The sequence below is a fragment of the Microbacterium aurantiacum genome (assembly GCF_040532595.1).
Taxonomy (GTDB): Bacteria; Actinomycetota; Actinomycetes; order Actinomycetales; family Microbacteriaceae; genus Microbacterium; species Microbacterium chocolatum_B.
This window is the reverse complement of the sequence record NZ_JBEVYX010000001.1, coordinates 1628011-1646195: the sequence shown is the minus strand read 5'-3', so window position 1 is coordinate 1646195 and position 18185 is coordinate 1628011. Positions and strand designations below refer to the sequence as shown.

The 18185-nt window shown below is 72.1% G+C and carries 19 protein-coding genes and 3 tRNA genes; 6 read left to right on the top strand and 16 right to left on the bottom strand.

Annotation, left to right across the window (positions count from 1 at the left end; translation table 11 throughout):
• Positions 1 to 72 precede the first annotated feature (72 nt).
• From ABXJ56_RS07835 to tilS, 11 genes are all read right to left on the bottom strand, one after another.
• Positions 73 to 780: a Rossmann-like and DUF2520 domain-containing protein gene (locus tag ABXJ56_RS07835; RefSeq protein WP_353999124.1), complete on the bottom strand. Its 708-nt coding sequence runs from the start codon at positions 778 to 780 to the stop codon at positions 73 to 75.
• Positions 777 to 2555 (bottom strand): PH domain-containing protein, encoded by a 1779-nt coding sequence (locus ABXJ56_RS07830; protein WP_353999123.1) that lies wholly within the window; start codon positions 2553 to 2555, stop codon positions 777 to 779. The genes ABXJ56_RS07835 and ABXJ56_RS07830 overlap by 4 nt, the downstream gene beginning before the upstream one ends.
• Positions 2552 to 3220 (bottom strand): PH domain-containing protein, encoded by a 669-nt coding sequence (locus ABXJ56_RS07825; protein WP_435404965.1) that lies wholly within the window; start codon positions 3218 to 3220, stop codon positions 2552 to 2554. Before ABXJ56_RS07825 ends, ABXJ56_RS07830 begins: the two co-directional genes overlap by 4 nt.
• A complete protein-coding gene (locus ABXJ56_RS07820) occupies positions 3144 to 3659 on the bottom strand; it encodes a DUF3180 domain-containing protein (RefSeq protein ID WP_353999122.1) in 516 nt (171 codons plus the stop codon). The genes ABXJ56_RS07825 and ABXJ56_RS07820 overlap by 77 nt, the downstream gene beginning before the upstream one ends.
• A complete protein-coding gene (folK, locus tag ABXJ56_RS07815; RefSeq protein WP_353999121.1) occupies positions 3656 to 4189 on the bottom strand; it encodes a 2-amino-4-hydroxy-6-hydroxymethyldihydropteridine diphosphokinase in 534 nt (177 codons plus the stop codon). Before folK ends, ABXJ56_RS07820 begins: the two co-directional genes overlap by 4 nt.
• Positions 4186 to 4566, bottom strand: a complete 381-nt coding sequence (folB, locus tag ABXJ56_RS07810; RefSeq protein WP_353999120.1) for a dihydroneopterin aldolase — start codon at positions 4564 to 4566, stop codon at positions 4186 to 4188. Before folB ends, folK begins: the two co-directional genes overlap by 4 nt.
• On the bottom strand, positions 4539 to 5375 hold the full coding sequence (folP, locus tag ABXJ56_RS07805) for a dihydropteroate synthase (protein ID WP_353999119.1): 837 nt from the start codon (positions 5373 to 5375) through the stop codon (positions 4539 to 4541). Before folP ends, folB begins: the two co-directional genes overlap by 28 nt.
• Positions 5372 to 5965, bottom strand: coding sequence for a GTP cyclohydrolase I (gene folE, locus ABXJ56_RS07800; protein ID WP_353999118.1), 594 nt, complete (start codon positions 5963 to 5965; stop codon positions 5372 to 5374). The genes folP and folE overlap by 4 nt, the downstream gene beginning before the upstream one ends.
• A gap of 9 nt (positions 5966 to 5974) precedes the next feature.
• Positions 5975 to 7984 (bottom strand): ATP-dependent zinc metalloprotease FtsH, encoded by a 2010-nt coding sequence (ftsH, locus tag ABXJ56_RS07795; RefSeq protein ID WP_353999117.1) that lies wholly within the window; start codon positions 7982 to 7984, stop codon positions 5975 to 5977.
• Between the two features lie 167 nt (positions 7985 to 8151).
• Complete coding sequence (gene hpt, locus ABXJ56_RS07790) at positions 8152 to 8703, bottom strand: hypoxanthine phosphoribosyltransferase (protein WP_353999116.1); 552 nt, start codon at positions 8701 to 8703, stop codon at positions 8152 to 8154.
• Between the two features lie 58 nt (positions 8704 to 8761).
• Positions 8762 to 9757: a tRNA lysidine(34) synthetase TilS gene (gene tilS, locus ABXJ56_RS07785; RefSeq protein WP_353999115.1), complete on the bottom strand. Its 996-nt coding sequence runs from the start codon at positions 9755 to 9757 to the stop codon at positions 8762 to 8764.
• Positions 9758 to 9916: 159 nt separating this feature from the next.
• Here tilS and ppa point away from each other — a divergent pair, with 159 nt between their 5' ends.
• Positions 9917 to 10450 carry an inorganic diphosphatase gene (ppa, locus tag ABXJ56_RS07780; RefSeq protein ID WP_053546539.1) on the top strand — a complete coding sequence of 178 codons (534 nt, stop codon included), beginning with the start codon at positions 9917 to 9919 and terminating at the stop codon, positions 10448 to 10450.
• A gap of 114 nt (positions 10451 to 10564) precedes the next feature.
• Here ppa and ABXJ56_RS07775 read toward each other — a convergent pair whose 3' ends face one another.
• Positions 10565 to 12061, bottom strand: coding sequence for a M23 family metallopeptidase (locus ABXJ56_RS07775; protein WP_353999114.1), 1497 nt, complete (start codon positions 12059 to 12061; stop codon positions 10565 to 10567).
• A gap of 192 nt (positions 12062 to 12253) precedes the next feature.
• Here ABXJ56_RS07775 and ABXJ56_RS07770 point away from each other — a divergent pair.
• The 3 genes from ABXJ56_RS07770 to ABXJ56_RS07760 all read left to right on the top strand — a co-directional run bounded on the left by ABXJ56_RS07770 (position 12254) and on the right by ABXJ56_RS07760 (position 12583).
• Positions 12254 to 12326 (top strand) — tRNA-Glu (locus ABXJ56_RS07770).
• 28 nt (positions 12327 to 12354) lie between these two features.
• Positions 12355 to 12428: transfer RNA gene (locus ABXJ56_RS07765), tRNA-Asp, on the top strand.
• An 82-nt stretch (positions 12429 to 12510) separates the two neighbouring features.
• Positions 12511 to 12583: transfer RNA gene (locus ABXJ56_RS07760), tRNA-Phe, on the top strand.
• A gap of 83 nt (positions 12584 to 12666) precedes the next feature.
• On the opposite strand, the gene ABXJ56_RS07755 is transcribed toward ABXJ56_RS07760, so the two are convergent.
• A complete protein-coding gene (locus ABXJ56_RS07755; protein WP_353999113.1) occupies positions 12667 to 13677 on the bottom strand; it encodes an alpha/beta fold hydrolase in 1011 nt (336 codons plus the stop codon).
• A gap of 132 nt (positions 13678 to 13809) precedes the next feature.
• On the opposite strand from ABXJ56_RS07755, the gene ABXJ56_RS07750 reads away from it, so the two are divergent.
• The gene (locus tag ABXJ56_RS07750; RefSeq protein WP_353999112.1) at positions 13810 to 14616 is read left to right on the top strand and encodes a siderophore-interacting protein; all 807 of its coding nucleotides are present in this window, start codon (positions 13810 to 13812) and stop codon (positions 14614 to 14616) included.
• Positions 14617 to 14623: 7 nt separating this feature from the next.
• Here the strand turns inward: ABXJ56_RS07750 and ABXJ56_RS07745 are convergent, their stop codons facing one another.
• From ABXJ56_RS07745 to ABXJ56_RS07735, 3 genes are all read right to left on the bottom strand, one after another.
• Positions 14624 to 15703, bottom strand: a complete 1080-nt coding sequence (locus ABXJ56_RS07745) for an NADH:flavin oxidoreductase/NADH oxidase (RefSeq protein WP_353999111.1) — start codon at positions 15701 to 15703, stop codon at positions 14624 to 14626.
• Between the two features lie 65 nt (positions 15704 to 15768).
• Positions 15769 to 16026 (bottom strand): twin-arginine translocase TatA/TatE family subunit, encoded by a 258-nt coding sequence (locus ABXJ56_RS07740; RefSeq protein ID WP_353999110.1) that lies wholly within the window; start codon positions 16024 to 16026, stop codon positions 15769 to 15771.
• Positions 16027 to 16442: 416 nt separating this feature from the next.
• Positions 16443 to 16958, bottom strand: coding sequence for a glycine cleavage system protein R (locus ABXJ56_RS07735; protein ID WP_353999109.1), 516 nt, complete (start codon positions 16956 to 16958; stop codon positions 16443 to 16445).
• Between the two features lie 62 nt (positions 16959 to 17020).
• Between ABXJ56_RS07735 and ABXJ56_RS07730 the strand changes: the two genes are divergently transcribed.
• Positions 17021 to 18175 (top strand): xylanase, encoded by a 1155-nt coding sequence (locus tag ABXJ56_RS07730; RefSeq protein ID WP_353999108.1) that lies wholly within the window; start codon positions 17021 to 17023, stop codon positions 18173 to 18175.
• The last annotated feature ends 10 nt before the right edge of the window (positions 18176 to 18185 follow it).

The following is an 18185-nucleotide window of genomic DNA, read 5'->3' as shown; positions in this document are numbered from 1 at the left end:
CTCGGAAGACCGGGCAAGTCTACCGGCGGAGGGCCGCGGGGCCGGATCGCGCGGATGCCGCAGGACGCGCCGTCACTGTTCGATGGGCGGCTCGGGGTCGCGGGCCACGCGCGATCCGGCGAGGGCGTGATCGATCGTGGAGTGCACGAGCGAGGAGAGGTACAGCCCCGGCTCCGGCACTCCCGCGCGGGAGAGGAGATCCGTGGACTGTCGCACGATCTCGCGCGAGAACGTCGTCGCCGTGGCGATGCCTTCCGCGTAGGCCGCGCGGTCCTCCTCGGCGATGACGACCGGTTCGCATCCCATCTCGACCGCGAGGGCCTGTGCGATGGGCAGGACCGGACCGGGCGCCGTGACGGCCGCGAACGCGCCGTGGAGCTGCCGGAGATCCATCGAGGTGCCGGTGAAGGCGATCGCGGGGTGGATCGCGAGGGGGATGGCTCCGCGCGCACTCGCGTCCGACAGGATGCCGACCCCCGACGCCGGGTCGGTGTGCAGGACGAGCTGCCCCGGCTGCCACGCTCCGGTCTCGGCGAGCCCGCGCACGAGGCCGGGCAGCTCGGCCGTCGGAACGGCGAGGACGACCAGCTCGCTCCGTCGGACGACTTCGGGAGCGTCGAGGACCGGGACGTCCGGCAGGATCGCCTCGACGCGTTCGCGATCCGATCCCGAGGTGATCCCGACGAGCGCGTGCCCCGCACCGCCGAGGGCGGCACCGAGGACCGGCCCGACGCGGCCGGCGCCGACGATCCCGACACCGAGGCGACCGTCGCGATTCACGTTCGGCGCTCCGACTCGGCCGGGGGCGCCGGCAGGGCCGGGTTGTCGGACGCGGTGAGGGTCTCCGCGCCGTCCGGGACCTCCGCTGCGACCGGGGACTCCGGCGTGAGGTACTCGGCCCACCGGTGCGATCGGTCGTCGCCCGCTGCGGCGACGACCGCGTGCGCGATGTCGTCGAAGGCGGCCACGGCGTCGTCGCGGTCGATCGCGCCCAGCGAGGCGTAGACGGGACCCGAGACGATGTGCGCGCGGAGCGCCGCGACTCTCAGAGCACGGTCGAGGGGGCCCTGGTCGATGCCGATGGACTGCAGACGCGCCAGTGGCACGATCGCGAGACGGCGCCAGATGAATCCGCGGCGCAGGAGCAGGAGGTCGGGAGTGAGTCGGAAGCCGTTCCGGCGCCAGGACAGGGGTCGCAGCGGCCATGCGCGGCGCGGCGACGTCCGGAACCCGTCCGCGGCGGCATCCGTCGATCCCGCATCGCCTTCGGCACCGCCGGCGCCCACGGGCTTCACCCGCCGACGCCCGGGCCCGACCATCCCCTGCGCGACGATCATGCCCCACTCGCCCGCCGGGACACGCGGCTGCAGCAGCCGCAGGACGCGCTCGACATCGGCGGCCGTGCCGACCGGAAGCGCGGTGGTGAACTGATCGGCCGAGGTGTCGGCGGCGTTGCGTCCGCTCAGACGGTTGATGCGGATCGCCCACCAGCCGAAGGGACGCCACAGGATCGGCTGGGTGATCTCGACCGCGTGGATGCGGCCGGGAGGCACCGTCTCGGTGATCGTCGTCAGCAGGCCGAAGGTGATCCGCACCCCGTCGGGGGTCGGGGCGATCGAGTACCGCAGCGAGCGGATGATCGAGCGCACCCAGTACGCGCCGACACCGATGAGACCCGGGATGATCGCGAACAGCAGCCACGGGGTCCCGCGGATGGCACCGACGGACACGGCGACGACACCGAGGATCAGCATGACGGTGGTCGTGCTGACGACGTGCGACAGGATCAACCGGGCGACCGGGATGTCCACGACCGATTCCGGTTCGGCGACGGGAGCTTCGTCGCCCTCGATGAGTCCGGTCAGGCCGCGCGAGACCGTCTGGCCGATGGCGGCGCCCCGCGAGCCCGCCGCCTCGCGGCGCGCGCTCTCCTCCGCCAGACGCTGACCCGAGGCCAGGCGCAGGATGTCGGCACGGACCGCCTCGGAGTTCTCGGTCGAGAGGTACTCCAGGCGCACGTTGCCGTCGGCGCCCGCGCCGATGACCTCGAGCTTGGCCATGCCGAGCAGCCGCGCGATCATCGGCCGCGTGAGGTTGACGCCCTGCACGCGGTCGAGCGGCGCGCGGCGCTGCGTGCGGAACAGGATGCCGCTGCGCACCTCGACGTCGTCGTCGGTGATGCGGAACGTGTGGAAGCGCCACGACAGGTAGAAGCCGCCGACGAGGACCGCGAGCACCCCGACGACGATGAGGAGGGCCACCAGGTAGAGGTTGTTGTCGATCACGAAGTCGACGGGGTCGCCCTGCATGTCGACGTCGACGCCGTCCTCGCCGGTCCACGGGAAGAAGATCGCGATGAGGCGGTCGCGGAGGTTCGCCACGACGATGCCGATGACGACCAGCAGGAACAGTCCGCCGCGCAGGAGCGGGGTCAGGGGGTGCAGCCGGTGCCACTCGCCGTCGCTGAGCGGCGAGCGCACGAGCGCGGGCGGCGGCACGCCCGGCCCGGGTGCCGCGTTCGGCGCCGGGACGGCGTTCGGGTCGGGAGTGGTCATAGGCCGGTGCGCCGGCTCTCTGCGACCTCGACGAGGTGATCGCGCAGGGTGTCGGCGGTCGCCTGGGGAAGACCCGGGATCGTGACCCCGGTCGCGGCGGCCGCCGTGACGAACTTCAGCTGCGCGATGCCGAACGCGCGGTCCAGCGGACCGTGGGTGATGTCGACGAGCTGCATGCGGCCGTAGGGCACCGCGACGAAGCGCTGCCACAGGATGCCCCGGCGGAAGACGAGGTCGTCTTCGCGCAGCCGGTAGCCGATCGCCCGCGCCTGCCGGGGCAGGATCGCGAGGGTCCACACCATGATGACGGTGATGATGCCGCCCGGGATGTACGCCCACACCTGTCCGAAGACGAGCGCGAGGACGAGCGTCGCCGCGACGACGAGCGCCAGGACGATCCCCGACGACAGCAGCTGCACCCAGACGTAGCGGGGCGAGATCTGGTGCCAGACGCCCTCGGCGAGGACGAGGCGCGACGGCGACCGGGACTCGACGATGCGGTCGAACGTCGCCGGCTCGTCCGTGCGCGCGGCCTCCGCCCCCCGAGGGGCCTCGACGGGCGGCGCGACGGCCGCCGGCCGATCGGCCTCAGTGGGTCGGCTCGCCGGGTCCGGCACCGAGGGGGTCGTGGGGACCGGGGCCTCCGGCTCCGGGCTGTTCGTCATCATCGTCCTTCCGGATGGTGCACAGGTGCTCGGCCACGAGGGCCGCCGCGATGAGGACCGCGCCGCAGACGGCGGTCGCGATGAGCGTGCCCACCGAGCCTACAGACGGCGCCACGGGAAGCGTCGCACGGAAGGCCAGCAGCCCCAGTCCGAAGCCGCCGATCGCGGCGCCGACGATGCTGGAGGCCTTGGCGAGCATGGCGATCCGGAGCGCCCGGAACGGATTCACCGCGGCCCGCCCGCGCCCGCGTGTCGCCTGCCGGATCGGCACGGCGAGCGCCACCACGACCGCCCCGAGGAGGAGGAGCAGGATCGGGAGCGACACCATCGGGGTGAAGGTCGGACGCCCCGATGTCGTCAGCACCTGGTTCAGCACGAATCCCGCCGCGCCGCCGAGCACCGCAGCGACGATGAGCACCCCCGCCCCCGTGCGGTTCACCGTCGGTTCCGGAGGTCGGCCAGCAGGGCGTCGACGCGGCCGTGACCGGGGAGGACGGCATCCGGATCGAGCGCGAGCCACGGCTCCAGGACGAAGTCGCGCTCCGCCGCGCGCGGGTGCGGCAGGAGGAGCGCGGTCGCGTCGCTGCGCACGTCGCCGTACGCGATGAGGTCCAGGTCGAGCGTGCGGTCACCCCATCTCTCGCGACGGACCCGCCCGTGGCGTGCCTCGATGGCATGCAGATACCCGAGAAGCACCGTGGGCGCGAGGCGGGTGCGGACGAGCGCGACGGCGTTGAGATAGGTCGGGGCCTCGGCATCCGGCCCGTCCAGCGTGACCGCGACCGACTCGACCGCCGGCGAGACGCGGACCTCGTCCACGAGCGGCAGGCGACGGATGTCGGAGACCGCGGCCTCCAGGGTCGCGACCCGGTCGCCGAGGTTGGCGCCGAGGGCGACCACCGCGGTCTCGACGGGTCGATCCGGTCGCGCCGGTTCGCCCTGGATGCCGTCGGCCAGTCGGCGGCTCATGCCGAGGTCCGGGGACGGGAGCGGGCGATGGTCACCGAGACGTCGTCGAACTGCAGGGCGATCGGCGCCTGCGGCTTGTGGACGGTGACCTCCACCCGGGCGACGCGGTCGTCGGCGAGCGCGACGTCGGCGATGCGCTGCGCGAGGGTCTCGAGGAGGTCGACGGGGTCGCCCGCGACGACCGCGGCGACGGATGCCGCCAGGTCGCCGTAGTGGACCGTGTCGGCGACGTCGTCGCTCGCGGCGGCGGGGCGCGTGTCGAGGTCGAGCCGCAGGTCGACGACGAAATCCTGCCCGTCGCGCTTCTCGTCGTCGTAGACGCCGTGGTACCCGAAGACCCGGAGTCCGCTCAGCGTGATGCGATCGGTGACGTCCACCGGTGATCCCCCTTCCAGCGTTCGGCGATCAGCAGCGCGTCACGGGTGGCGGCCACGTCGTGGACGCGCACGCCCCACACCCCGACCTGCGCGGCCAGGACGCTCGTGACGGCGGTGGCGAGGTCGCGCCTCTCGATCGACGCGTTGCCGGGATCGTCCGCGAGCGACTCGGCGAGGAAGCGCTTGCGGCTCGTGCCGACGAGGACCCGCGGGCCCATCGCGACGATGCGCGACAGCCCGCGCAGCGTCGCCCAGTTCTGCTCGCCGCGCTTGCCGAACCCGATGCCGGGGTCCACCAGCACCCGCGCGGGCGGGATGCCGGCGTGGGCCGCGGCCTCCGTGCGGGCGCCGAGCTCGGAGACGACCTCGCCGACCACGTCGTCGTACTGAGCGCGGGCGTACATCTCGGACGATGGCCCCCGCCAGTGGCCGAGGATGACGTCGGCACCGGACTCCGCCACGGCGGCCAGCATGTCCGGGTCGGCGAGGCCGCCCGAGACGTCGTTGACCAGGCGCGCGCCCGCGGCGACGGCGGCGGCGGCCGTCGCCGCGTTCAGCGTGTCGATGCTCACGACCGCCCCCTGCCTCGTCAGCTCCGCGATCACCGGCAGCACCCGCTCCTGCTCGACCTCGGGGGTCACGCGTTCGGCTCCGGGGCGCGTCGACTCGCCTCCGACGTCGAGGATCGCCGCGCCCTCGGAGCGGAGGCGCAGCCCGTGCGCCACGGCGGCCTCGGCATCCAGGAACCGTCCGCCGTCGCTGAAGGAATCGGGGGTGACGTTCACCACGCCCATGACGAGCGCGGTCATGCGCGCGCCCCCGCCCCGAGGAGCAGGACGACCTCCGCGCGGGCAGCCGGCTCGGCGAGTGCCCCGCGGGCGGCGATGGTCACGGTCGAGGCGTCGGGCTGGCGCTCCCCGCGCATCGTGAGGCATTCGTGCGCGGCGTCGAGGACGACCAGGACGCCCCGGGCGTCGAGCTTCGCGGCGATCACGTCGGCGATCTGCTCGCCGAGGCGCTCCTGCACCTGCGGCCGCGCGGCGAGGATGTCGACGACCTTCGGCAGCGCGCCGAGGCCGACCACCTGCTCGCCCGGGAGGTAGGCGATGTGGGCGTGCCCGCGGAAAGGGAGCAGGTGGTGCTCGCAGACCGAGCGGAAGAGGATGTCGCGCAGCATCACCGCGCCCGACGGGAGCGTCTCGGGGGCAGGCCCCCGGGTCACCGAGATCGTGTGCGCGAGGGGCGCCGCGGGGTCCTCCCCCACACCGCCGAAGAACTCGGCGTAGGCCTCGGCGACCCGGTGCGGCGTGTGCTTGAGCCCGGGACGATCGGGGTCCTCCCCGATCGCCTCCAGCAGGTCCCGCACCAGGGCGGAGACCCGTTCACGATCTACGGCCACGCACCGAGCCTATGCGGTCGCCGGGCGCGCCTGACCAGACGGCTGCCGCGTGGCGGCCTTCTCGGGCTCGCCCTGCGGGGCCGCCTCGACGGATGCCGCGACATCGACGGGAACCGCGCGCTTGGGCACCTCGACCGGGGGCTGCTGCGAGACCGGGCGGTCGTTGCTGGAGAGCCACTGCGGGCGCGGCGTGAGCTTCTGCACGTCGGTGAAGATCTCGGCGAGCTCCAGGTGGTCCAGCGTCTCCTTCTCCAGGAGCGCCAGGGCGAGACGGTCCAGGACGTGGCGGTTGGCGTTGATCACCCGGTACGCCTCGTCGTGCGCCTGCTCGATGAGGGCGCGGACCTGGGCGTCCACGCGCTCGGCGATGCGCTCGGAGAAGTCCCGACCGTGCCCCATGTCGCGGCCCATGAAGACCTCGCCGGAGGACTGACCGAGCTTGACGGGACCGACATCCGTGGTCATGCCGTACTCGGTGACCATCTTGCGGGCGATGCTCGTCGCCTTCTCGATGTCGTTCGAGGCTCCGGTGGTGGGGTCGTGGAAGACGATCTCCTCGGCCACGCGGCCGCCCATCGCGTACGCCAGCTGGTCCTGGAGCTCGTTGCGGGTGACGGAGTACTTGTCATCCAGCGGCAGCACCATCGTGTACCCGAGCGCCTTGCCGCGCGGAAGGATCGTGACCTTGGTGACCGGGTCGGTGTGGTTCATCGCGGCGGCCGCGAGCGCGTGACCGCCCTCGTGATAGGCGGTGATGAGCTTCTCACGGTCCTTCATGACGCGGGTGCGGCGCTGCGGGCCGGCGAGCACGCGGTCGATCGCCTCGTCGAGGGCGCGGTTGTCGATGAGCTGGGCGTTGGAGCGCGCCGTCAGCAGGGCCGCTTCGTTCAGGACGTTCGCGAGGTCGGCGCCGGTGAACCCGGGGGTCTTCCGCGCGACGACCTCGAGGTCGACGCCGTCCGCCAGGGGCTTGCCGCGCCCGTGCACCTCGAGGATCTGCTTGCGGCCCTTGAGGTCGGGCGCGTCCACGCCGATCTGGCGGTCGAAGCGTCCCGGACGCAGGAGCGCGGGGTCGAGGATGTCGGGACGGTTCGTCGCGGCGATGACGATGACGTTGGCCTTGGGGTCGAAGCCGTCCATCTCGACGAGCATCTGGTTCAGCGTCTGCTCGCGCTCGTCGTGTCCGCCGCCCATTCCGGCGCCGCGATGACGACCGACCGCGTCGATCTCGTCGATGAAGATGATCGCGGGCGCGCTCTCCTTGGCCTGGTTGAACAGGTCACGCACGCGGCTCGCGCCGACGCCGACGAACATCTCGACGAAGTCCGAACCCGAGATCGAGTAGAAGGGGACCCCCGCCTCGCCGGCGACCGCGCGGGCGAGCAGCGTCTTCCCGGTGCCGGGAGGGCCGTACAGCAGCACGCCCTTCGGGATGCGGGCGCCGACGTTCTGGAACTTCGTGGGGTCCTTCAGGAAGTCCTTGATCTCCTCGAGCTCCTCGATCGCCTCGTCCGAGCCGGCGACGTCGGCGAAGGTGACCTGCGGCATCTCCTTCGTCACGAGCTTCGCGCGGGACTTGCCGAACTGCATCACGCGGCTGCCGCCGCCCTGCGCCGACGACAGCAGGAACCAGAACAGCAGACCGAGGAGGAGGATCGGCAGGAGGAGCGAGAGGAAGCCGTCGAACCACGTGGCGCGGGGGACGACGTCGTTGAAGCCGTCGGTCGGAGAGGCGGAGTCGATCGCGCGCACCACCTCGTCGGCGCGGGCGGAGACGTAGTAGAACTGCACCTCGGTCGCACCGTCGTAGGGGCCCGAGAGGGTCATGTCCACGCGCTGATCGCCGTCGGTGTTCACCACCTCGATCACCGTGTCGCCCCGGAGGAGCTCGAGGCCCTCCTGCGTGGTGATCTGCTTCGCGCCCCCGAGGCTGGAGATGAGGGAGAACCCGACGATCAGCAGGAGTCCGATCACCAGCACGTAGAACAGCGGGTTGCGCGCGATCTTCTTGAAGTCCATAGTCGGGCGTGTGCCCGGTCCCTTCGTCGGCCGACGTCGTTCCGGGGGCACCACGCCCCGGCGACGGTGCGTTCAGGGTATCTCGCGGCGCCTATGCCCGGCCTGTGCATTCGCCGGTGGCGAAATCGCCCTCCGCCCCGAGCGGGTGTCGGCGCGGCGGATGCCGGTCAGGAGTAGACGTGCGGGGCGAGCACCGCGACGTCACGGAGGTTGCGGTAGCGCTCGTCGTAGTCCAGGCCGTAGCCGACGACGAAGTCGTTGGGGATGTCGAAGCCCACGTAGCGGCAGTGGACCTCGACCTTGGCGGCATCCGGCTTGCGGAAGAGGGCGAACACCTCCACCGACGCGGCACCGCGGGAGGAGAAGTTGTCCAGCAGCCAGCTGAGGGTGAGGCCGGAGTCGATGATGTCCTCGACGATCAGGACGTGCTTGCCGGACAGGTCGGTGTCGAGGTCCTTGCGGATCTGCACCACACCGCTGGATTTCGTGCCGGCCCCGTAGGAGGACACCGCCATCCAGTCCATCGGGACCAGGGTCGGGAGGGCCCGCGAGAAGTCGGCCATCACCATGATCGCGCCCTTGAGGACGCCGACGAGCACGAGGTCCTTGCCCTCGTAGTCGGCCGCGACGGCGGCGGCGACCTCGTCGAGTTTCGCGAGGATCTCCTCCTCGGTCGCCAGAACGTCGGTCAGGTCGTCGGAGATGTCGGCCGCGCGCATCCCCCGAGTCTAAAGAACGGGCGGCGGTTCGGCGACGGGGGGCGCGGAGCGAGCGCGGTCAGCGGGCGGTGAACGCCACCAGTCCGCCGACGCGGGTGGCGCGGCATCCGGGGAGGTCGATGGGCCCCTGACCCGACCAGTGGGTGACCAGGCGCGCGACCTCGAGCGTCTGGGCCCGGGTGAGGCTCTCGTGGAACTCGGCGGCCACGACGTGGCGGATGATGCGATGCCGGAGGGCCGCCGGGTTCGCCGCGAGGGCCGCCGCCGACACCGCGATCCCGGCTTCGGCGGGCTCGACGATGTCCTCGATCGTCTCGGCGATCATCTCGTCGAACGCCGCGGCATCCTCTCGCAGCTGCGCGGCCGTCCGGGCGAGCGCCTCGGCGATACCCGGACCGATCTCGGTCTCGAACGCGGGCAGCACCCGCTCCCGCACCCGCACCCGCGCGAAGCGGTCGTCGGTGTTGTGGGGGTCGTCCCACCAGGTCAGCCCCTCGGCGGTGCAGGCGGCGCGGGTGGTCTCGCGGCGCACGTCGAGAAGCGGCCGGACGAGCGGGATGCCGTCGAGGTCGGTGACGGGCGCCATGCCCTGCAGACTCGCCGCCCCCGATCCGCGCGCGAGTCCGAGCAGCACCGTCTCGGCCTGGTCGTCGAGCGTGTGCCCGGTGACGATCACCGCCGGTCCGGCCTCGGCGGCCGCGGCGCGGAGCGCGCCGTAGCGCGCCGTCCGAGCGGCGGCCTCGGGGCCGCTCTCGCCCCCGACCTCGACGCGGACGACGCGGGCGGCGAGACCGAGCTGTGCGGCCGCGGCGGCGGCGGATGCCGCGACCGCCGCGGAATCGACCTGCAGACCGTGATCGACGACGACCGCGACGGCGTCGCGCCCCGCGCGGGGCACCTCGAAGGCCACGGCGGCGGCGAGTGCGAGGGAATCCGCCCCACCGGAGAGGGCGACGACGACCGTCGCTCCCGGATCACGGTCGTCCAGCGCGATGCGCACCGCCCGCCGGACCTCGGCGACGGCGGGATGAAGGCTCGGTCGTCGCTCGTCCACCCGCCCACGGTAGCGGCCCCGGCCGTCGAGAACGCGGGCCGGAAGGCGCGTCCTGTCTCTCCGTCGGCGCCGAACCCGCCCCGCACCCCGCATCTTCGACCGATCGGGGCCGACGGTAGGCTGATGCGCGGCATTCACCCCTCTTCGAAGGAGACCAGCATGGGCGCATACGACGCCGTCATCGAGATCCCGCGCGGCAGCCGCGTGAAGTACGAGGTCGACCACGGCACCGGCCGGGTGTTCCTGGACCGCGTCCTGTTCACCCCCATGGGCTACCCCAGCAACTACGGGTTCTTCGAGAACACCCTCGGTGAGGACGGCGACCCGCTCGACGTGCTCGTCCTGCTCGACCGCGACCTCTACCCGGGCGTGCTGGCCAAGGTCCGCCCGGTCGGCGTGCTCAAGATGAGCGACGAGGCCGGCGGCGACGACAAGGTCGTCGCGGTCCTGGCGAAGGACCCCCGCTGGAACCACATCCAGGACGTCGACGACATCGACGAGTGGACCCGCAATGAGATCAACCACTTCTTCGAGCACTACAAGGACCTCGAGCCCGGCAAGTGGGTCAAGGTCGACCAGTGGGCGAACGCCGCCGAGGCCGAGCGCCTGGTCGCCGAGGCCTTCGAGCGCTTCGACGAGCACGAGGGTCGCACCAAGACCCAGGGTGAGGGCGAAGCTCCCACGACGCTCTGATCGGCATCCGATCAGGAGAGGGGTGACCGGCGCGAGCCGGCACCCCTTCTTCGTGCGCGAACGACGAGCAGGGGGAACTCCACGGGCCCCGGCTCGACTGCGGGCGAGGGTGGTTCAGACCCAGATGCCTCGGGCGGCGAGGAAGTCGATGGGGTTCACGGTGCCGCCGTTGACGTACGCCTCGAAGTGGAGGTGGCAGCCGAACGAGTTCCCGGTGTTGCCCTCGGCGGCGATGAGCTGCCCGGCGCTGACGCGCTGGCCGTAGCCGACGAAGAGCCCGCCGGATCGGATGTGCGCGTAGCCGGTGCCGATGCCGCCGCCGTGGTCGATCTTGATGTAGTTGCCGTAGCCGCCGTTGTACCCGGCGTAGACCACGGTGCCGGCCGACGCGGCGTAGATGCCGGCGCTGCAGCCGGCCGCGAGGTCCACCCCGTAGTGGAAGCCGCTGGAGCAGTAGCCCGATCCGCACTGCACCGAACGCGGGCCGTAACCGGACGTGCGCCATCCGGCCGACGGGCGGGCCCAGCCGTTCCCGCCGCCGCCACCTCCGCCTCCGGAGTTGCCGCCGCCACCGCCGCCGGAGCTGCCCCCGCCGCCCGAGTTGCCGCCGCCCCCGCCGGAGTTGCCCCCGCCGTTGTTCGCTGCCTGCTCGCGTTCGCGCTGCTCGCGCTCGAGACGCTCCCGCTCGAGACGGGCGAGGCGCTCGGCCTCCTCCCGCGCACGACGCTCGGCCTCTTCGCGGGCCTTGCGCGCGGCCTCCTCACGGACGCGGACACCCTCTTCGTATTCGGCGACGGTCCTGCTCGTGGTGTCACGGAGAGCGGCGAGCTGCGCTTCGAGCCGCACACGGTTGCTCTGCTCGGCCTGGAGCGCGGCCTCTGCTGCCGCAGCCGCCTGCTGCGAGGCGACCATCTTCTCCTCGGCGATCCTCTGCAGACGGTCGCGCTCCGTGCGCTGCTCCAGCGCCAGATCGCTGAGGTTCTGCGCGGAGTCCCGCGCCGTGATCGCGTCGGCGTACACGGCCTGGTTCCGCTGGATGAGCTTGTCCATCGTGCCCAGGCGCGACAGCAGATCGTCGGCGGATGCCGCGGACCCGGCGAAGAAGAGCTCGAGAGAGGTGTCGTCACCGCCCTGACGGTAGAGCTGGGCGGCGACGAGACCGGCCTTGTTGGCGGCGTCGAGCGCCGCTGCCGCCTGCGTGTCGGCCTCGGCCTGGAGCTGGTCGGCGCGGTACGCGGCGGCGAAGTACTCCTGCTGCGCGACGTAGAACTCGTCCGCGAGGCGCTCGGCCTCCGCGCGCTTGGCGGCGACGTCGTCGGCGAGCGAGCGGATGAGCCCTTCGATCCGGGAGATCTCGCTGTTCTTCGCCGCCTCGTTCGCGCGGGCCCGCTTGACGTCGTCCCACGTCGGGTAGTCGGCGGCGAACGCGGCCGGCATCATCGGGCCGGCGAGGGTGCCGAGGGTGGCGGCACCGATGAGTCCGAGCCCGAGGGCGCTCCGCCGATTGACGGTGGGCCACAGGCGCGCGCGCTCGGCGGCAGTGGGGGCGCAGCCGCAGTCGTCTGATGCGTCGTCGGAGTGCACGGCAACCTCCCTCCCGCGTCGCAACATCGATCACACTAGCAACACACGTCACTTTCGCAACGGTTTTTTCAGGCGCAGTCGACGTCGGACCGCGGCATCCGCCCGCTCAGTGTGCGTTCTCGAGACGTCCGATCCGGGGTGCACACGCCCTCGATTGGCACATCGGCCGAAGATTACGTATGCTTGGGCGTCGGTAAGCGTGAGCCTCCGGGTTCGCTCGGCCCCATCGTTTAGCGGCCTAGGACGCCGCCCTTTCACGGCGGTAGCACGGGTTCGAATCCCGTTGGGGTCACTCTCCGCACATATAATTGAAAACGTATGGCCCTGTAGCGCAGTTGGTTAGCGTGCCGCCCTGTCACGGCGGAGGTCGCGGGTTCAAGTCCCGTCAGGGTCGCTCCGAGCGACAGGCCCTTTGTGAAAAGAGGGCCTTTCGTCTAGGACGTGGCATCGCGTCGTTCACGATACGGATGCCACGCGGCTCTGTAGCTCAGTTGGTAGAGCGTTCGACTGAAAATCGAAAGGTCACCGGATCGATGCCGGTCGGAGCCACACGGACCGTCGTTACAACGGTCCCAGAAACCCTCGCCTAGCTTCTACATGGCGGGGGTTTTGCTTTTGCCTCGAACGCCCGGTCACGTCCGCTCCTCGGCACCGGCGGCGGCACGGCGCGGGTCCCGCCCGGACCGCGAGTAGGCGCGCCACAGGATGCGGGCATGGCGCTCCTTGGCCCGCTCGACACCGACCTCGTCGCCGCGCGCGGCGCACCACCATTCCGCGAACCGCTCGCGCAGCGCGCTGAGGACGATGTCCAGACCCGCGTGGGGCGGCGGCGGGACGACCGCCTCCTCGGCCGGCATCCGCCCTCTCTGCGCGATCGAGTCGTTCGCGTGCTGCACGATGAGGTCGGCGGCACCGATGGCGTGCGCGTTGATGATCGAGTGCGCAGCCCCGCGGATCTCCCAGCGGCGGGCGTTGCGCGCGGCCGAGACGAGGCGCGAGTGGAATCGTCGGGGCGACGTCGTGTCGAATTCGCCGCGGATGAGCAGCACGGATGCCGCGACGAGGGGAAGCCGCTCGGTCAGCCGATAGCGCAGGAGATGCGGGAGCACCCGTGCGAAGTACACGACGCCGCACAGGACGTACGCCGACAGAGCCGTCATCGCGAGGTGGAGGGTCTCGCGCATCGCCGACTGCGCGAAGCGCAGGGCGACCAGCGGGAGCGACGCCTCCCTGTCGTTGACGACGGGGCTGACCAGGACGGCGTGACGCACCTCGGGACGGCGGATCAGCACCTCGGTGACCACCTGGGTCCCCATCGAGTGACCGACGATGACCGGATCCACCAGATCGTAGTGGTCGAGGACCTCTTCCACCCGATCGGCGAAGAACGCCGCCGTCGGCTGATCGCCGGGCCGCGGCATCCCCGCGAAGCCCGGCAGATCGAGCGCGAACACGTCCCCGCTCTCGGCGAGGGTCGGCGCGAGGAACTCGAAGTACGTCGCCGCGACGCCGACACCCGCGACCAGGACGAAGGGTCGGCCGCCGTCACCGGACGTCGTCTCGACGCGGGTCACGCGAGTGAGATGGCGGCCGTCGCCGACGTGCTCGACGTCGACGTCGGGGGCGTCCTCTGTCGCGGGCATGTGTCCAGGATGCCAGGATCGCACCCGCCCGCCGCGACGGATCGGCTCGACGCGGCGGACGTTACACTCGCCAGGGCCGCACCCATCGACGCCGCCCGCAGTCGCGGGCAGGGCCCGCACGGAGGAGCTCCCATGCCGACCACGCTCGTCGTCACCGACACGTCCTGGACGACCCCCGTCGTGCGGCGCGTGCACTTCCGCTCCGACGACCTCTCCGCCTTCGCCGGCAGCCGGTTCACCGACCGCTACGTGAAGCTGGTCTTCCCGCGCCCGGGCGTCGTCCTGCCGGAGGGCGTCGACGTCCGTGCGATGCGCGGTGTCGTTGCGCCCGAGGACATGCCGATCGTGCGCACCTATACGGCGCTGTCCCCGGATGCCGAGGCCGGGACCGTCGCGATCGACTTCGTCGTCCACGGCGACGAGGGGGTCGCCGGGCCCTGGGCGGCCCGCGCCGTTCCGGGAGACACGCTTGTCGTCAACGGCCCCGGCGGCGCGTACGCCCCCTCCCCGGACGCGGACTGCCACCTCCTCGTCGGCGACGAGTCCGCGCTCCCGGCGATCACCGCAGCCCTCGAGGCACTGCCCCGCGACGCTTCGGCCCGCGTCATCCTGCAGCTCGAGCAGCCCGGGCACGAGCCCGAGCTGCCCCTCCCGGCCGACACGGACGTCGTCCACCTCTATCGCGCGGAGCCCACGACGGATGCCGATCCGCTCCTCGCCGCCGTGAAGGCCCTCGACTGGCCGGAAGGCCGCGTCCACGCGTTCGTGCACGGCGAAGCCGCGGAGGTCATGCACGGCATCCGTCCGTATCTGTACGGCGAACGCGGGCTCACCCGAGGCCAGGTCTCGATCTCGGGCTATTGGCGGCGCGGTCGGACCGAGGAGGGCTTCCGCGAGTGGAAGCAGCAGCTCGCCGCGGCCGAGGCGCCGAGCGCCTGAGCCCGCGTCAGGCGAAGCCGCGCGTCAGCTGCGGCGGCGTCGCCGAAAGATCGGCATCCAGTTCCCGCGCCGCGCGCAGGGCGAAGTGCGGGTTGCGGAGCATCTGGCGGCCCGACAAGACGACATCCGCCTGTCCGGTGACGAGGATCTGCTCGGCCTGCGCCGCGCTGTCGATCATGCCGACCGTCGCCGTCGGCACTCCCGTCTCGGCGCGGATGCGGGCGGCGAAGGGCACCTGATACCCAGGGCCGACCGGGATGCGGGCATCGGCGACGTTGCCGCCGCTGGAGATGTCGACGAGGTCGGCGCCGTGCGCGGCCACGCGACGGGCGGCCTCCACCGTCTCGTCGATCGTCCAGCCGCCGTCGGTCCAGTCGGTCGCCGAGAAGCGGACGACGAGGATGAGGTCGTCCCCGATCGCGGCGCGGACCGCGTCGACGACCTCGAGGAGGAGGCGCACGCGGTTGTCGAACGAGCCGCCGTAGGCGTCCGTGCGGTGGTTCGACAGCGGCGAGAGGAACTCGTGCAGCAGGTACCCGTGAGCCGCGTGGACCTCGACCAGGTCGAATCCGGCATCCCTCGCACGGGTGGCCGCCGCGGCGAAGTCGTCGACGACGGTCCGGATGCCGCTCGGGTCGAGGGCGCGCGGCTCGGCGAGGCCCGGGAAGGCGATCGCGCTGGGGGCGACGGTCTCCCACCCGCCGTCGGCGAGGGCGACCGATCCGCGGGTGTCGTCCCACGCCCGGTGGGTCGAGGCCTTCCGGCCCGCGTGCGCGAGCTGGACGCCGGCGGACGCGCCGCACGCGTGGAGGGCATCGACGATGCGCGCGAGCGCGTCGCGCTGGGCGTCGTTCCACAGGCCGAGGTCCTGGGGGCTGATCCGCCCCTCGGGACTCACGGCCGTGGCCTCGGTCAGCACCGCACCCGCTCCACCGTGGGCGAAGGATCCGAGGTGGACCAGGTGCCAGTCCGTCGGCATCCCGTCGCGGTTCTCCGCGGAGTACTGGCACATCGGCGCGACCCAGAGACGGTTGCGGACCGTGCGTCCGCGCAGCGTCAGGGGGGTGAACAGGTGACGGTTCCGCATGGCGCTCCTCCGGCGGCCCGATCGGGGTCGGGCACCCGCTCGATCGTAATCGCCGCGGATGCCGGTCAGGCCGTCGAGGGCGGAGGCGGTGTCGACGAGACCCGGTTCTGCGGGTCGGCGGGTGCGTCGGTGGTCGCCGTTCCCTGCGGGTCCGGCGTGGCAGTGGTTGCGGGTGTCGCGGCGCCCTCGCGGAGCTCGGACTTCAGGATCCGCGCCGACTGCCCGGCGCTCTTCGCCAGGGCCGGGAGCTTCCCGGCGCCGAAGAGCAGCAGGATCACCGCGAGGATGAGGACGGCGTGCCACCCGGTGAGGTTGTTCAGCATGTGTGTCTTCCCGGACTCGGGCGCGGCCGGCTCGGGCCGCCGCCGGAGGTCGGACCCACCGGCATCCCGAGTCGCGCACGCGCGCAGAGGAATCGTACGCCCGTGCCGCCCCGCCGCCACCCTCCCGCGCCTATGCGTTTGCCGCGAACCGCCACCCCCGCGCCCGCGCCGCCCGCCGGTCCGAACTCCTCGGATCCGCGCCCGAAACGCCCGAAACCCGCCCCGTAGGCCCCTCCCCACCCGAAACTGAGGAGTTCGGGACGGGCGGCGCGCGGCACCTCACCCAACGCGCGTCCGCCGGCCGGTCCCGCCGAACCGAACTCCTCAGAGCCGCGCCCGAAACGCCCGAAACCCGCCCTGCGGGCCCCTCCCCACCCGAGACAGAGGAGTTCGGTACGGGCCCCGCGTGGCGCGGCTCAGTCGTCGAGGGCCACGTCGACCTGCAGGTCGTCGGCGAGGCGCTCGATGCGGGCGGCGACGTCGCCGACGTCGACCCCGGACGGCACGCGCGCGACGACGGTCGCCTCGAACAGCCGTCCCCCGGCCATGGCGGCGTCGCGGGTCTCGGTCGACATGCGCTCGATGCTCACGCCCTGCGCGCCGAGCGCCGAGGAGATCTCGTGCACGATCCCCGTGCGGTCGTTCCCGAGGACGGTGAGCGAGATGCGCCGTCCCGTCTCGCCACGTCCGGCCGAGCGCCCGCCCGCGTGCACCGCGACCGACAGCAGACCATCGAGCACCGACAGCGCCTCGCGCAGCTCGTCCGCACGCGCCGCGGGCACCGACACCTCGATGATCCCGGCGAACGCCCCGGAGAGCTCGGCGAGCGCGCTCGTCTCCCAGTTGCCCCCGTGTGCACCCACGATCTCGGCGACGGTCGCCACGAGACCCGCCCGATCGTCGCCGACCACGGTGAGGACGAGGGTTGTCATACGATCAGCGTAGCCACGCGCGGGGCCGGACCACAGGCCCGCCGACGGCGAAGGGGAACCGCATGGAGAGCACGAGAACCGGAGCGCGCCGGCGCCGCGTCTCCGCCCGGGTCCGGCGGCGCCGCGCCCTCGTCGCCGCGATCGGGGCGGTCGTGATGATCGGCGGCGTGACCTGGGGTGTCATCGCCCTCACGTCTCCGGGCACCCCGGAACCCGTCGTCGCCGCGACCTCCACGCCGGCGCCCTCCCCCACTCCGACGCCGACGCCGCTCACCCCCGAGGAGGAGCTCCTCGCCTCGTCCGACGATCCGGCCGCGTGCGCGGTGTCGTTCACGGGCGAGGAGATCGCGGTCGCGCCGATGCTCCAGACCTCCGGCACCCTCTACGCCTCCCTCCCCATCCCCGATCGCGACGGGTACGCGTTCGCCGGCTGGTACTCCACCGCGGAGGATGCCGCGTCCCGCACCGTTCCCGCCCGCGTCAACGGATCCGAGCTGGTCGCATGCGAGGACCGTCGTCTGACCCTGCACGGCGCGTGGATGACGGCGGACGAGAACGTCGCCGCCGCGACCCGGGTGCCGATCCTGATGTACCACCAGTTCACCGAGCGCCCCGAGGGCGAGGTTCACTGGCTGCGCGGCAACTACGCCTACATCGGCGACTTCGACGCGCACATGAACCACATCGCCACGACCGGGTTCTACCTGCCGACCTGGGATGAGCTCTCGGCCTTCATCGACGGTCGTCTGTGGCTTCCCGAGCGGTCGGTGATCGTCACCGACGATGACGCCGATCAGACCTGGTTCGACCTCGCCGTCCCCGTCGTCGACCGCTACGGGGTCCTCGCCACGTCGTTCATGGTGACCGCCTACCGCCAGGACCCCGCACCGTCGCCGTTCGTCCTCCGCCGCTCGCACACCCACGACATGCACCAGGCCGGCGACAACGGCCAGGGGCGCATCGTGAACTGGGGCATCCCCGAGATCGTCGCCGACATGCAGACCTCCGCCGACGTCCTCGGCGTCAAGGAGGTCGTCGCCTATCCCTTCGGCCACTACAACGACACGGCCAAGGAGGCGCTCCGCCAGGGCGGGTGGGAGATGGCGCGCACGATCGAACCCGGCACCGTCGGCATCGGCACCGACAAGCTCGCGCTCCCGGTGGTCCGCATCGACTACGGCATGGGGCTGGATTCACTCGTCTCACTCATCGGCTGACCCCGCGTCC